General features: G+C 72.7%; 13 protein-coding genes. 5 read left to right on the top strand and 8 right to left on the bottom strand.

What is annotated here, in order from left to right; translation table 11 throughout:
* Positions 1–22 precede the first annotated feature (22 nt).
* Positions 23–427 carry a Zn-ribbon domain-containing OB-fold protein gene (locus ACIPK3_RS15305; RefSeq protein ID WP_402569817.1) on the bottom strand — a complete coding sequence of 135 codons (405 nt, stop codon included), beginning with the start codon at positions 425–427 and terminating at the stop codon, positions 23–25.
* Positions 424–873 carry a DoxX family protein gene (locus ACIPK3_RS15300; protein WP_402569815.1) on the bottom strand — a complete coding sequence of 150 codons (450 nt, stop codon included), beginning with the start codon at positions 871–873 and terminating at the stop codon, positions 424–426. Before ACIPK3_RS15300 ends, ACIPK3_RS15305 begins: the two co-directional genes overlap by 4 nt.
* 143 nt (positions 874–1,016) lie before the next feature.
* On the opposite strand from ACIPK3_RS15300, the gene ACIPK3_RS15295 reads away from it, so the two are divergent.
* The 4 genes from ACIPK3_RS15295 to ACIPK3_RS15280 all read left to right on the top strand — a co-directional run bounded on the left by ACIPK3_RS15295 (position 1,017) and on the right by ACIPK3_RS15280 (position 6,106).
* The gene (locus tag ACIPK3_RS15295) at positions 1,017–2,219 is read left to right on the top strand and encodes a flavin-containing monooxygenase (RefSeq protein ID WP_402569813.1); all 1,203 of its coding nucleotides are present in this window, start codon (positions 1,017–1,019) and stop codon (positions 2,217–2,219) included.
* Positions 2,220–2,385: 166 nt separating this feature from the next.
* Positions 2,386–4,614 (top strand): acetate--CoA ligase family protein, encoded by a 2,229-nt coding sequence (locus tag ACIPK3_RS15290; RefSeq protein WP_402569811.1) that lies wholly within the window; start codon positions 2,386–2,388, stop codon positions 4,612–4,614.
* On the top strand, positions 4,605–5,399 hold the full coding sequence (locus tag ACIPK3_RS15285; protein WP_402569810.1) for an enoyl-CoA hydratase/isomerase family protein: 795 nt from the start codon (positions 4,605–4,607) through the stop codon (positions 5,397–5,399). Before ACIPK3_RS15290 ends, ACIPK3_RS15285 begins: the two co-directional genes overlap by 10 nt.
* Before the next feature lie 92 nt (positions 5,400–5,491).
* Positions 5,492–6,106, top strand: coding sequence for a flavin reductase family protein (locus tag ACIPK3_RS15280; protein WP_402569808.1), 615 nt, complete (start codon positions 5,492–5,494; stop codon positions 6,104–6,106).
* Between the two features lie 7 nt (positions 6,107–6,113).
* On the opposite strand, the gene ACIPK3_RS15275 is transcribed toward ACIPK3_RS15280, so the two are convergent.
* The 4 genes from ACIPK3_RS15275 to ACIPK3_RS15260 form a co-directional block, all read right to left on the bottom strand.
* Positions 6,114–7,433, bottom strand: coding sequence for an MFS transporter (locus tag ACIPK3_RS15275; protein WP_402569806.1), 1,320 nt, complete (start codon positions 7,431–7,433; stop codon positions 6,114–6,116).
* 90 nt (positions 7,434–7,523) lie between these two features.
* Positions 7,524–8,573, bottom strand: coding sequence for a Zn-dependent alcohol dehydrogenase (locus ACIPK3_RS15270; RefSeq protein WP_402569804.1), 1,050 nt, complete (start codon positions 8,571–8,573; stop codon positions 7,524–7,526).
* Positions 8,573–9,727 carry an acyl-CoA dehydrogenase family protein gene (locus ACIPK3_RS15265; protein ID WP_402569803.1) on the bottom strand — a complete coding sequence of 385 codons (1,155 nt, stop codon included), beginning with the start codon at positions 9,725–9,727 and terminating at the stop codon, positions 8,573–8,575. The genes ACIPK3_RS15270 and ACIPK3_RS15265 overlap by 1 nt, the downstream gene beginning before the upstream one ends.
* Before the next feature lie 30 nt (positions 9,728–9,757).
* A complete protein-coding gene (locus tag ACIPK3_RS15260; protein WP_402569801.1) occupies positions 9,758–10,669 on the bottom strand; it encodes an SDR family NAD(P)-dependent oxidoreductase in 912 nt (303 codons plus the stop codon).
* Between the two features lie 84 nt (positions 10,670–10,753).
* Here ACIPK3_RS15260 and ACIPK3_RS15255 point away from each other — a divergent pair, with 84 nt between their 5' ends.
* Positions 10,754–11,680 (top strand): cyclase family protein, encoded by a 927-nt coding sequence (locus ACIPK3_RS15255; RefSeq protein WP_402569800.1) that lies wholly within the window; start codon positions 10,754–10,756, stop codon positions 11,678–11,680.
* A 209-nt stretch (positions 11,681–11,889) separates the two neighbouring features.
* Here the strand turns inward: ACIPK3_RS15255 and ACIPK3_RS15250 are convergent, their stop codons facing one another.
* Together ACIPK3_RS15250 and ACIPK3_RS15245 are read right to left on the bottom strand one after the other, a co-directional pair.
* Positions 11,890–12,360, bottom strand: coding sequence for an ATP-binding protein (locus tag ACIPK3_RS15250; protein WP_402570196.1), 471 nt, complete (start codon positions 12,358–12,360; stop codon positions 11,890–11,892).
* Positions 12,361–12,796: 436 nt separating this feature from the next.
* Positions 12,797–13,678: an acyl-CoA dehydrogenase family protein gene (locus tag ACIPK3_RS15245; RefSeq protein ID WP_402570194.1), complete on the bottom strand. Its 882-nt coding sequence runs from the start codon at positions 13,676–13,678 to the stop codon at positions 12,797–12,799.
* Between the last annotated feature and the right edge of the window lie 6 nt (positions 13,679–13,684).

Raw genomic sequence — 13,684 nt, 5'->3', positions numbered from 1 at the left:
CTTCCCCGCATTCGAGCCCAGGTCACTCCCCCGCCCCCCGGAACACCGGCACCCCCTCGCGAAACGCGACGGCCAGTTCCGCGCCCGCCCGCAGCCGTTCCGGCTCGCACCCGACCAGTTCGGTCATCATGCGCGGCCCCTCCGCGAGGTCGACCACGGCGGCGACGTAAGGGGTGCGCCCGTCGAAGGGCGGGAGGTCGTTCCGATGGACCACCGACCAGGTGTAGAGGGTCGCCCGGCCGCTCGCCTCCGCCCAGACCACGTCCTCGCTCCAGCAGTACGGGCAGAACTCACGGGGGTAGTGGTGGACCCGGCCGCAGCCGGTGGAGCGGCAGCGGCGCAGCAGCAGCCGGCCCTCCGCGGCCGCGTCCCAGTAGGTCCGGGTGAAGACGTCGGCCTCCGGGAGGTCGTGGCGCACCGTGCTCATCGGAACCACCCCAGCGCCGCGTCCAGCGACCACGACTGCCAGGCCATCCCGAAGAACGCCACCACCGAGATGAGCGCCATCATCGAGTTCTGCCCCTGCTCCGCCCAGTCGTGGATCATGAGGACGAAGTAGAGAAGGTTCAGCAGCAGGCCGCCCACCAGGGCGACCGGGGTGAGGAGGCCCGCGATCAGGCCGAGCCCGAGGGCGAGTTCGGCGTACACGACGACGTACGCCATCACCTTCGGCCGGGGCTCGACCACCCGCTCGAAGCCGACCCGCACCGCGCTCCAGCGGTGGTTCCCGGCTATGCCCGCCGCCCAGGTGATGCCGCTCCCCCTGAACCAGGCCTTCTTGTCCTTGTGCCGCCAGCTCTCCAGCCACCACAGACCGAGACCGATGCGCAGCACGGCCAGCCACTGCGCGCCACTGAGCCAGATCGAGTCCATGTATCTGACGGTACGTCAGATCAGGTGTGTTGCCGAGACCCGGTCGGGAATTGCCACCCCGTTCCCGCGCGCGTGACCAATCCGCAACCAATTCCGGTCTTGACCGAGACCCATCAACGTAGGACGTGGTTACGCTCCCGCTCATGGCCGACTCCAGCGATCCCAGCGTCTCCCCCACAGAACGCTTCGCCGACCGCCCCGTCTACGTCATCGGCGGCGGCCCCGGCGGGCTGGCCGCGGCGTACGCGCTCCGGGCCCGTGGCGTACGCGCCATCGTCCTGGAGAAGTCCGACCGGGTCGGGGCCTCCTGGCGGCGCCACTACGACCGCCTCCACCTGCACACCACACGGCGCCTGTCGGCCCTGCCGGGGCTGGCGATCCCGCGCCGGTTCGGGCGCTGGGTGGCCCGGGACGACGTGGTGCGGTACCTGGAGAAGTACGCCGAGCACCACCGGCTGGAGATCGTCACCGGTGTCGAGGTCTCACGGATCGAGCGCACGGCCGACGGCACGGGCTGGCTGCTGCACGCCTCCGGCGGGCGCGAGCTGACCGGCGGCGCGGTGGTCGTCGCCACCGGCTTCAACCACACCCCGCGCGTGCCCGGCTGGCCGGGCCTCGAGGAGTACGGCGGCCGCTTCCTGCACGCGGGCGAGTACCGCAACGCCGAGCCGTACGCCGGACAGGACGTCCTGGTGGTCGGCGTGGGCAACACCGGCGCCGAGATCGCCGTGGACCTGGCGGAGGGGGGCGCCGCGCGGGTGCGGCTGGCGGTGCGCACCGCCCCGCACATCGTGCGCCGGTCGACCGCCGGGTGGGCCGCCCAGTACACCGGCGTACTGGTACGGCGGCTGCCCGTCGGATTCGTGGACCGGCTCGCCCGGCCGATGGCCCGGATCAGCGTGCCGGACCTGTCGGCGCACGGCCTGCCGCGTCCCGACACCGGCCTCTACACCCGGTGCAAGGCGGGGTCCATCGCCGTGCAGGACGTCGGCATCATCGACGCCGTGCGCAAGGACCGGGTCGGGATCGTGGCCGCCGTCGAGGCCTTCGAGGAGGGCAAGGTGGTCCTGGCCGACGGCACCCGGATGTCGCCGGACACGGTGATCGCGGCCACCGGTTACACCCGCGCGCTCGAAGCACTGGTCGGCCACCTGGGCGTGCTGGACGAGCAGGGCAGGCCCGTCGCGCAGGGGGGCCGCACCCCGCAGCACGCACCGGATCTCTACTTCACCGGTTACACCAACCCGATCAGCGGCATGCTCCGTGAACTGGCCCTCGACGCCGAGAAGATAGCCAAGGCCGTCGCGAGGAGTGCGGCGGGGAAGGCGTCCCGGATACCGGGCTGACCGTTGGCCGCGTCCGGCCCCTGTACGCCCGCGCCGGCCGGGCCCAGAATGTGAGCACTGCTCAAGTTTCCCGCTCCCTGCGTGCAGGACTGTTCCTGACACGGCGTCAGTTCAGTAATCTGACAGTGCGTCAGTTAATGTGCTGTCACACAGGAGCGGGCGGACGATGCTTGGATCAACCCACGGCACCCTCACCACCGACTCCCGCCGGGCCCGGGTCATCGCCTGCGGCGAGCTGCGCCCCGGCCCCGCCGTCCACGGCCGGGCCACCGACACGGACGACCTCGATGTGAGCGGACGGCCGCTCCAGTCCGGCGTACCGGACCTGGACCGGTTCTTCCGGCCCGGGTCCGTCGCCGTGATCGGCGCCTCCGACGCCGAGGGGCGGCCGAACACCGGGATCACCCGGCAACTCCTCGACTGGGCCGAGCGGGTGGGAGCGCGGGTGCACCCGGTGCACCCCACCCGGGAGTCCGTGTTCGGCACCCCCTGCGCCGCCTCGGTCGCGGACCTGCCCGAACAGGTCGACCTCGCCGTACTGCTGGTCGCCGACCCGCTCCCGGTCCTGGAGGAACTCGCGGAGGCCAAGGTGAAGTTCGCCGTCGCCTTCGCCTCCGGGTTCGCGGAGACCGGCGAGGAGGGGGCGATGGCCCAGACCCGGCTCGCGGCCGCCGTACGGCGCTCGGGGCTGCGGCTGCTCGGCCCGAACACCAACCTCAACGCCTTCGAGCGGTTCCGCGAGGACCTGACGGGCCCGGCCATCGCCCTGATCACCCAGTCCGGGCACCAGGGACGGCCCGTCTTCGCCCTCCAGGAACTGGGCGTACGGCTCTCCCACTGGGCGCCGACCGGCAACGAGGCCGACCTGGAGACCGCCGACTTCATCTCCTACTTCGCGGAGCGGCCCGAGGTCGGCGCCATCGCCTGCTACGTCGAGGGGCTCAAGGACGGCCGCTCCTTCCTGCTCGCCGCCGACCGCGCCGCCCGGCGCGGGGTGCCGGTGGTCGCGGTGAAGGTGGGCCGCACCGAGGCGGGCGCCCGCACGGCCGCCTCCCACACCGGCAAACTCACCGGCGCCGACGACGTGGTGGACGCGGCGATGCGGCAGTTCGGGGTCATCCGGGTGGACGGACTGGACGAACTCCAGGACACGGCAGCCCTGTTGGCGCGAGCCCGGGCGCCGCTCGCGGACGGCGTCGTCGTCTACTCGATCTCCGGCGGCACCGGGGCGCACGCCGCCGACCTCGCCACCGGGGCGGGGCTGCGGCTGCCGGTGCTGTCCGAGTCCCGGCAGGCCGAACTGCACCAGTGGATACCCGAGTACCTGAGCGTGGCCAACCCCGTGGACAACGGCGGCCATCCGGTCGGCGACGAGCGCGGCCGGAAGATCATCGACTCGATCCTGGCCGACCCCGAGGTGGGCGTGCTGATCTGTCCCGTCACCGGGCCGTTCCCACCGCTCAGCGACCGGCTCGTCCGGGACCTGGTCGACGCGGCGGAGCAGACGGACAAGCTGGTGTGCGTGGTCTGGGGGTCCCCGGTCGGCACCGAACCGGCCTACCGCGAGGTGCTGCTCGGCTCCTCCCGTGTGGCCACCTTCCGTACCCTCGGCAACTGCCTGACGGCCGTCCGCGCCTACCTCGGCCACCACCGCTTCGTGAGCGGCTACCGCTCCCCCTTCGAGGAGGCGCCCCGCACCGTCTCCCCGTCCTGCAAGAAGGCGCGCGCGCTGCTGCGGCCCGGGGAGCAGCTGAGCGAGCACGCGGCCAAGCAGCTGTTGCGCGCGTACGGCATCCGTGTGCCCCGCGAGCAGCTGGTGACCAGCGCCGCGGCGGCCGTACGCGCGGCCGCACAGGTCGGCTACCCGGTGGTCATGAAGGCGTCCGGCGCGCGAATCGCCCACAAGACCGAGCTGGGTCTGGTGAAGATCGGCCTGACCTCGGCGAGCCAGGTCAGGGACGCCTACCGCGAGCTGACCGACATCGCCCGCTACGAAGGTGTCCCGCTGGACGGGATCCTGGTGTGCCAGATGGTGGAGCAGGGTGTGGAGATGGTCGTCGGCGTCACCCGCGACGAGCTGTTCGGGCCGACCGTGACGGTCGGGCTCGGCGGGGTGCTGGTGGAGGTGCTGCGCGACGCGGCCGTGCGCGTGCCGCCGTTCGGCGAGGAGCAGGCCCGGAACATGCTCACCGAACTGCGCGGCCGGTCCCTGCTCGACGGCGTCCGGGGCCGCCCGCCCGCCGACCTCGACGCCCTGGTGGAGGTCGTCCTGCGGGTGCAGCGCATGGCACTGGAGCTGGGCGACGAACTGGCCGAGCTGGACATCAACCCCCTGATGGTGCTGCCCAGGGGGCAGGGCGCGGTGGCGCTGGACGCGTTGGTGGTGTGCCGGTGAGCGAGTCCGTGCGGTACGAGGCGCGCGATCAGGTCGCCGTCGTCGTCCTGAACCGCCCAGAAGCCCTCAACGCCCTCACACCCGGCCAACGGGACGAGGTCATCGGACTGTTGGCGCGTGCGTCGGCCGACCCGGACGTACGGGCCGTGATCCTCACCGGTACCGGGCGCGGCTTCTGCGCGGGCGCGGATCTGCGGGGCGGCTCGGGCGGCGGTGAGCGGATCACCGGCGACGTGGCCCGGACGATCCGGCTCGGCGCGCAGCGGCTGATCGCGGCCGTGCTGGACTGCGAGAAGCCGGTGATCGCGGCCGTCAACGGTACGGCGGCCGGGCTCGGCGCACATCTCGCGCTCGCCTGCGATCTCGTACTGGCCGCCGAGTCCGCCCGGTTCATCGAGGTGTTCGTGCGCCGCGGACTGGTCCCGGACGGCGGCGGCGCCTATCTGCTGCCCCGGCTGGTCGGCCCGCAGCGCGCCAAGGAGCTGATGTTCTTCGGCGACGCGCTCTCCGCGGCGGACGCCGAGCGGCTCGGCCTGGTCAACCGGGTGCTGCCGGACGGCGACCTGGAGAAGACGGCCCGCGAGTGGGCCGCCCGGCTGGCCGCCGGCCCCACCCGGGCACTCGCCCTGACCAAGCAACTGGTCAACGCCTCCCTGGACAGCGACCGCTCCACCGCCTTCACCGCCGAGGCCGCCGCACAGGAGATCAACATGACGACCCAGGACGCCCAGGAGGGCCTCGCCGCCTTCGCGGAACGCAGGGGCCCGGAGTTCCGGGGGCGGTGAGGCCCGGCCGCCGGGAGCTGCGCACGCCCCCGCATCGCGGCCCGCCACACCCCTTCCAACCTGACGATCCGTCAGCTTCAATGGACGGTGTGATGGGACACGCAGGAATGGCGGCCGCCGCCGTCCGATATCTCAGGCCCGTCGACGCCCCGCCCGTGGGACCGGTCGACCCCTTGCCGCGGCCGGAGCTGCGGTGCGTCCGGGAGGACGAGCGGGCGCCGGTCGAGCCGGGCGAGTTCCGCCGGGTGCTCGGGAGCTTCGCCACCGGCGTCACGGTGATCACGGCTCCCGCGCAGGACGGTGAGGCGGGACCCGCCGGGTTCGCCTGCCAGTCGTTCGCCTCTCTGTCGCTCGATCCCCCGCTGATCGTGTTCATGGTCGGCCGGACCTCCACGACCTGGCCGAGCATCGCCCGCGCGGGCGTCTTCTGCGTCAACGTCCTGGGCGCCGGACAGGGCGAGCTGTGCCGCGCCTTCGCGGTGAGCGGCGCGGACAAGTTCGCGGGCATGACGTACGACGAGGCACCGGTCTCCGGGTCTCCCCGGCTGGCGGGCGCGGTGGCCTGGATCGACTGCACCGTCCACGCGGTGCACACCGGCGGCGACCATCTGATCGTGGTGGGCCGGGTGGACGCGCTGGGGGCGGCCGAGGAGGCCGATCCGCTGCTCTTCCACCGGGGGCGGTTCGCCCGCCCCCGGGAGGACTGAGGCCCGGTCAGAGCAGTGCGGGCACCGGGGCCGGCCGCCGCCTGATCACCAGGGCCATCAGCGCGGCCGCCGCGCACAGCGCGCCGGAGGCGTACCAGACGACGTCGTAGGAGCCGAAGACATCCCGGGCCATGCCGCCGAGGAAGGCGACGAGGGCGGCGCCGACCTGGTGGGAGGCGAGGACCCAGCCGAAGACGATGGCGCTGTCCTCGCCGTACTGCTCGCGGCACAGGGCCAGGGTGGGCGGGACGGTGGCGACCCAGTCGAGGCCGTAGAAGACGATGAAGAAGACCATCGGCGGGTGCACGCTCGGCGCGAGCAGCATGGGCAGGAAGAGGAGGGAGACGCCGCGCAGGGCGTAGTAGACGGCCAGCAGACGGCGCGGCTCGAAGCGGTCGGTGAACCAGCCGGAGGCGATCGTGCCGGCCACGTCGAACACCCCGATGACCGCGAGCAGCGAGGCGGCCGCCGTGACGGGCATGCCGTGGTCGTGGGCGGCCGGCACGAAGTGGGTCTGCACCAGACCGTTGGTGGAGGCGCCGCAGATCGCGAAGGTGCCGGCCAGCAGCCAGAAGGGGCCGGTGCGGACGGCGGAGGACAGCACGCCGAGCGCACGACGGGCGGCGCCGGTGACCGGCGGGGGCTTCGGCACGAACTCCGCCGCTCCGTACGGCTTCAGGCCCACGTCGGCGGGATGGTCGCGGAGCAGCAGCCAGACGAACGGTACGACGGCGAGGGCCGCGAGGGAGACGGTCACGGCGGCCGGGCGCCAGTCGTGGGCCTCGACCATCCAGGACAGCAGCGGCAGGAAGATCAGCTGGCCGGAGGCGGAGGCCGCGGTGAGGATGCCGCTGACCAGCCCGCGCCGCTCGGCGAACCAGCGGTTGGTGACGGTCGCGGCGAAGGCCAGCGCCATGGAGCCGGACCCGAGCCCGACCAGCAGCCCCCAGCAGAGCATCAGCTGCCAGGCGGCCGTCATCCACACCGTGAGGCCCGACCCGATCGCGATCACGGTCAGCGCGACGGCGACCACCCGCCGGATGCCGAACCGGTCCATCAGCGCGGCCGCGAACGGCGCGGTGAGTCCGTACAGCGCGAGGTTGACGGACACGGCGGCACCGATCGTGCCGCGCGACCAGCCGAAGTCCCGGTGCAGCGGGTCGATGAGCAGACCGGGCAGCGACCGGAAGGCGGCCGCGCCGATGATCGTGACGAAGGTGACGGCGGCGACGAACCAGGCACGGTGTATTCGGGGCCGACGGGGGGACGGGGTCGCCTCCGCGTCCGTGCCGGCGGCGTCTGTGAGGGCGGCGCTTGTCTGGGTCACGCCACACAGCTTCGGCTCCCCGCCTCACTCCTTCGAGTGGCCCGAGGGACATCGTTCACTAGGATCGGGCCACCCTCACGGCAGCCGGTCTCAGAAGGTGAGCACTCCTCTTGCCACCCGCCCCGCCTCCGCGTCGGCCCGCGCCTTCTCGAAGTCCTCGACCGGGTACGTCTGCGTCACCAGCTCGTCGAGCAGGAGCCGCCCCTCGCGGTACAGCCCGGCGTACAGGGCGATGTCGCGCTGCGGGCGGGAGGAGCCGTAGCGGCAGCCCAGGATGGACTTGTCCAGGTACATGGAGGAGACCAGGAAGGACGCCTCCGCGGTGGCCGGGGGGACCCCGAGCAGGATGGCCTGGCCGTGCCGGTCCAGGAGGTCCACGGCCTGGCGGATCAGCTCGGTGCGGCCCACGCACTCGAAGGCGTGGTCGGCGCCCGTGGGGAGGATCTCGCGCACGCCCTCCGTCGAGGTGAGGAAGTCCGTGGCGCCGAACTGCCGTGCCGCCGCCTCCTTGGCCGGGTTGGCGTCCACCGCCACGATCCTGAGCGCGCCCGCGATCCGGGCGCCCTGGATGACGTTCAGGCCGATTCCGCCGGTGCCGATGACCAGGACGGTGTCCCCGCGGTCCACCCGGGCCCGGTTGAGGACGGCCCCCACACCGGTCAGGACGCCGCAGCCCATCAGGGCGGCGGACGTCATCGGGATGTCGTCCGGGATCCGGACCGCCTGCACCGCCTTCACGACCGTGCGTTCCGCGAAGGCGGAGTTGGACGCGAACTGGTGCAACGGGCGCCCGCCCCTGGTGAAGGGCCTCCCCGGGCGGCCGATGGCATGCCGGCACATGGTGGGGCGGCCCCGGTCGCACTGGGCGCACGCGCCGCAGTTCGCGAGCGTCGACAGGGCCACGTGGTCGCCGGGTGCCACATGGGTGACGCCCGCGCCGACCGCCTCCACCACCCCGGCGCCCTCGTGGCCGAGGACCACCGGGACCGGGAAGGGTATGGTCCCGTCGATCACCGACAGGTCGCTGTGGCACAGCCCGGCCGCCGAGATCGCGACCAGTACCTCCCCCGGCCCCGGATCACGTACCGCCAGGTCGTCCACGACCCGTACCTGTTCGCCGTCGAACACCACGCCGCGCATCACATGCCCCCCTTGGGCTCTCTCGGCAGACCGAGCACCCGCTCGGCGATGATCGTGCGCTGCACCTGGTCCGAGCCGCCGTAGATGGTGTCGGCCCGGGAGAACAGGAACAGGTGCTGCTCCGCGTCGAGTTCGTACGGCGCCGACGGCGACCAGTCCACCGGCCCCACGCCCGCCGCCGCCCCGCGCACCCGCACCGCCAGCTCCCCGAGCCGCTGGTGCCAGCCCGCCCACAGCAGCTTGGCGACGCTGGGCGCGCCGGGATCGCCCGAACCGCCGAGGGTGCGCAGCGCGTTCCAGCGCATCGCGCGCAACTCCGCCCACTGGCGTACCAGCAGGGAGCGGATCACCGGGTCGGACGCGGCACCCGTGGCGACGGCCGTGCGCAGTACGCCGTCCAACTCGGCGGCGAACCCGATCTGCTGGGCCAGCGTGGACACGCCCCGCTCGAACCCGAGCAGGCTCATCGCGACCCGCCAGCCGTTGCCCTCGCCGCCCACGACGTGTTCCGTGTGCGCGCGTGCCCCGTCGAAGAAGACCTCGTTGAACTCGCTGGTGCCGGTCAGCTGCCGGATGGGCCGCACCTCGATCCGGCCCGGCTGGTCCATCGGCACCAGCAGGAAGCTCAGCCCGTGGTGGCGCCGGGACTCCGGGTCGGTGCGTGCCAGCACGAAGCACCAGTCGGCCTCGTGGGCGAGTGACGTCCAGATCTTCTGTCCGCTGATCCGGTAGTACGGCTCGTGCGGATCGCGTACGGCGGCGGTGCGCACCCCGGCCAGGTCCGATCCGGCGCCGGGTTCGCTGTATCCCTGGCACCAGAGTTCGTCACCGGCGGCGACCGGGGGAAGGAAGCGCGCCTTCTGCTCGTCGCCGCCGTGGGTGATCAGGGTGGGGGCGAGCAGCTTCTCGCCGATGTGCCCGGAGCGCGGCGGAGCCCCCGAACACGCGTACTCCTCGGCCCAGACGACCTGTTGGGTGAGGGTGGCGGTCCGGTTGCCGTAACCGCCCTCGGGCCAGCCGAGCCCGATCCAGCCGGCCGCTCCGAGGGCGCGTTCCCAGGAGCGCCGGTCCGTCGCGGACCCGGCGTGCTCCGACAGCCACGCCCTGGCCTCCGTGCGGAACGCCTCGTCGTCAGGGGTGAATCCGAAGTCCATGAGGGTCTCCTCCCAGCTCGGCACCGGCTGTCAGGCGTTGGGCCGGGAACCGTCCCGTGCGGCCCGCTCCATCTCCTCCAGCCGGGCCAGCATCGGCATCGGGTCCACGCCGACCGTCCCGGGCAGGAAGTCCGCTATCCGCTCCGGCGTCCAGGCACCCTCGCCGTAGGCCGCGCGCAGCTCACGGGGCTGGGCCCACACCGCGATCTTCGGCCCGGCGATCGTGTACACCTGCCCGGTGATCCCGGCCTCCCGGGCCCGGCCGGAGAGGAGATAGGTGACCAGCGCGGCCACGTCCTCCGGTTCCCCGATCTCCTTCAGTTCCATGGGCACGCCCGCCGACATCCGGGTACGGGCCACGGGCGCCACCGCGTTCGCGGTCACCCCGTACTTGTGCAGGCCGAGCGCGGCGCTGCGCACGAGCGAGATGATCCCGCCCTTCGCCGCGCTGTAGTTGGCCTGCGACACGGAGCCCTGGTGGTTGCCGCTGGTGAAGCCGATGAGCGTGCCGGACTTCTGCTTCCGCATCACCGCGGAGGCCGCGCGGAACACCGTGAACGTGCCTTTGAGGTGGGTGGCGACGACGGGGTCCCACTCGTCCTCGGTCATGTTGAACAGCATCCGCTCACGCAGGATCCCGGCCACGCAGACGACGCCGTCGAGACGGCCGTACGCCTCCAGGGCGGTGTCGACCACGCGCTGTCCGCCGGCCATCGTGGAGATGTCGTCGGCGACGGCGACCGCCCGGCCGCCCGCCGCCTCTATCTCCTTGACCACGGCGTCGGCGACCTCGCTGGTCGGTGAGGTGCCGTCGGCGGTGACGCCGTAGTCGTTGACGACGACCCGTGCGCCCTCGGCGGCCGCGGCGAGGGCGACCGCCCGGCCGATGCCCCGTCCGGCGCCGGTGACGGCGACCGCCTTTCCTGCCAAGAAGTTCCCCACGCCCGGCCCCTTCCCGCGGTTTCTGACGGACCGTTAGATTTTATGGCGCGTCAGACCGAGAAGGACAAGCCCCGGGGAGGCCCGATGTCACTGCCGGAACGGTTCCACGACATCGCCAAGCGCGTCAGCAACTGGGGCCGCTGGGGGGCGGACGACGAGATCGGCACCCTGAACCTGATCACCGACGAGGTGGTCCGCGGGGCCGCGGCCGAGGTCCGCACCGGCCGCCGGGTGCCGCTCGCGCTGCCGCTGCGCGAGGACGGGGTGCAGACCGGGATGATCCCGGGGCGGGTCAACCCGCTGCACACGATGGTGCAGATCAACCAGGAGCTCTTCGGGCCGGGCACGGTGGCGTGCAGCGACGACGTGGTGACGATGGGGCTGCAGGCGGGCACGCACTGGGACGCGCTGACCCATGTCTCGCACTCCGGGAAGCTCTACAACGGCCGTCCCGCGCACACCGTCACCGCGCACGGCGGCGCCGAGTTCTGCGGGATGGACAAGGCGCGGCACGTCGTCTCGCGCGGGGTGCTGCTGGACGTGGCCGGCGCCCGGGGCGTCGACCGGCTGGACGGCGGTCACGCGGTCACCCCGGAGGATCTGGAGGCGGCCGAGGAGTTCGGCGGTACGCGTGTGCGGGCCGGTGACATCGTGCTGGTGCGGACCGGTCAGGTCCAGGTGTATCTCGCCGGGGACAAGCACGGTTACGGCTATCCGTCGCCGGGCCTGTCGGTGCGCACACCGGAGTGGTTCCACGCGCGCGACGTGGCGGCCGTGGCGAACGACACCCTCACGTTCGAGATCTTCCCGCCGGAGATCGAGGACCTGTGGCTGCCCGTGCACGCCCTGCACCTGGTGGAGATGGGGATGCTCCAGGGCCAGAACTGGAATCTGGAAGAGTTGTCCACAGCCTGTGGAGAGGCGGGTCGGTACGCGTTCCTGCTGTCGGCGATGCCCGAACCGTTCGTGGGCGCGACGGGAACGCCGGTGGCGCCGGTGGCCGTCCTGTGAACTCCGGCCGGTGGCACGGGCGAGGTGCGGCGCGCCACCGGCCGGTCCGACCCACGCTCGACAAGGACCTCCCCCACCCGGGCCCTCGTCGTCCCCTCGCGGCGAATCGCTGCACACCAGGGTGATCAGCCGGTCACGCGACGTCAATACCGTGAGGCAACCGCCCCGGCGCGCACGGATGCACACCCGGCGCACTGCCGACACCCCGCCTACACGGCCTCGAACGCCAGCCCCTCGTACGCGGGGAGTCCGCTTCCGTACGCCGTGGCCGCGCTCTGGGCGTTGCGCGCGCAGCGGTCCAGTTCGCACCAGATGCGCTTGCCCGCGCCGTCGGGGCTCCAGCCCCAGCGGTCGGCGAGGCCGTCGACGAGGGCCAGTCCGCGGCCGCCGGTGGCATCGCCGTCCACGCAGCGCGGGACGGGGGCGCGGGCGCTGGTGTCGGCCACCTCCAGGCGCACCGTCGCCGACTCCGCGCCGGCCCCGGTTCCCGGCAGGGACAGCCGCAGCACGGCAGGCAGGCCGGTGTGCACGACGGCGTTGGTGACCAGCTCGGAGACGAGCAGGATCAGCGTCTCGGCGAGCGGCTCGTCCACCGCTATGCCCGACCCGGCAAGGCGCGAGCGGGCCCAGCGCCGGGCGCGCCCCACCTCGGCGGGGTCGGGCCGGATCTCCAGTTGCACTTGAAGTACCTGCACCGCTCACACCATCCGAACCGGCGGACACATTTTCTGCATGCCCGGAACGACAACCGAAGCTGGGGTCACGGACCGTGAATCCCTTACAGGACACCATGGTTGACGCACAGTCACGCCAACAAGCGCTTCGGGCATATTCCAGCGCGAAGGAGTACCCGTGCGGCATACTGTGCGACGCTCGCCCGGAAGAGTCGAACAGGCCGGAACCGGCCTCGCCCCAGGGGCAACACCGGACAGGCGCGCGCTCGAAACCACTCGCATCCCACAGAAGGTACCGGAGCGGACAGCCGACTCCAGGGCGTTACGAGTCACGCGTTGGACACAACCCGGTATCAACGCTCTGTAGTTCCGTCACAACACGATCCGCAACATCCTTGGCCATTGGATGGCGGTTTCCGCAGCCCAACAGGGTTCTGGCGGGTCAGTCCAGCAGTTCGGCAGCGAGCGTCTCCTCACTCTCCGTAACGCCTCCGCCACGCTGCGCCCGAACCCAGGTTCGCTTCAGGTGCAAATGCACCTCTGCCTCCCAGGTGAACCCCATGCCGCCGTGCACCTGAAGGCAGTCCCGGGCGCCGTGTACGGCCGCCTCGTCGGCCAGCAGGCGCGCCGCCGCGATGTCCACCGGGTCGGCGGTGACGGCCGCCGCGTAGACCGCAGCGCGTGCCGTCTCGGCCCGTACCAGCATCTGCGCGCACAGGTGTTTGACCGCCTGGAACGCCCCGACCGGCCTTCCGAACTGCTCACGCGTCCGGGCGTGGCGCACGGCCAGTTCGCAGACGCGCGTGGCCGTGCCGAGCTGTTCGGCGGCGGTGAGGAGCACGGCGTGGGGGTCCGGGCGAGGGCCGGGGCGGCCCGGGCCGGCGTCCGGCACCCGGTGCAGGGGCGTCAGCGGGTCCACCGACCGCAGCGGCAGGGCGCCCGAGGCGTCCCCGCGCACCACGTCGGCCTCCGCCAGCCACTCCACGGGGCCGCCGTCGCAGACGGCCACCACCGTCTCCCCGGTGTCCGCCCCGGGCACGGCCCCGGCCGCGAGATGCGTGGCCACGAGCGGCCCCGGCAGCAGGGCCCGCCCGGCCTCCTCGAAGGCCAACACGGCCTCCGGCAGACCGAGTCCGGCCCCGCCGTCCGCCTCCGGCAGCCGCAGCGAGAAGAAGCCCGCCGTGCCCAGCTCGCGCCACAGCGCACGGTCCAGACCGGGCACCCCGGCGGCCGCCCGCAGCGCCTCCGGGCCGAAGCGCCGGGCCAGCATCCCCCGTACGCCGTCCCGCAGCGCCCGCTGGTCCTCGGTGAGTTGGAAGCACATACGGCA

Origin of the sequence: Streptomyces sp. NPDC086787 (genome assembly GCF_044745865.1) — a bacterium.
GTDB lineage: Bacteria > Actinomycetota > Actinomycetes > Streptomycetales > Streptomycetaceae > Streptomyces.
Note: the sequence above shows the minus strand (reverse complement) of the source record. Positions and strands in the feature narration are given on the sequence as shown.

Excerpts from the sequence above, each read along its gene's own strand:
- ACIPK3_RS15305 (WP_402569817.1), bottom strand. The coding sequence starts at position 427 with ATGAGCACGGTGCGCCACGACCTCCCGGAGGCCGACGTCTTCACCCGG.
- ACIPK3_RS15270 (WP_402569804.1), bottom strand. The coding sequence starts at position 8,573 with ATGCGCGGCGTGGTGTTCGACGGCGAACAGGTACGGGTCGTGGACGAC.
- ACIPK3_RS15295 (WP_402569813.1), top strand. The coding sequence starts at position 1,017 with ATGGCCGACTCCAGCGATCCCAGCGTCTCCCCCACAGAACGCTTCGCC.
- ACIPK3_RS15280 (WP_402569808.1), top strand. The coding sequence starts at position 5,492 with ATGGGACACGCAGGAATGGCGGCCGCCGCCGTCCGATATCTCAGGCCC.
- ACIPK3_RS15290 (WP_402569811.1), top strand. The coding sequence starts at position 2,386 with ATGCTTGGATCAACCCACGGCACCCTCACCACCGACTCCCGCCGGGCC.
- ACIPK3_RS15265 (WP_402569803.1), bottom strand. The coding sequence starts at position 9,727 with ATGGACTTCGGATTCACCCCTGACGACGAGGCGTTCCGCACGGAGGCC.
- ACIPK3_RS15255 (WP_402569800.1), top strand. The coding sequence starts at position 10,754 with ATGTCACTGCCGGAACGGTTCCACGACATCGCCAAGCGCGTCAGCAAC.
- ACIPK3_RS15245 (WP_402570194.1), bottom strand. The coding sequence starts at position 13,678 with ATGTGCTTCCAACTCACCGAGGACCAGCGGGCGCTGCGGGACGGCGTA.
- ACIPK3_RS15300 (WP_402569815.1), bottom strand. The coding sequence starts at position 873 with ATGGACTCGATCTGGCTCAGTGGCGCGCAGTGGCTGGCCGTGCTGCGC.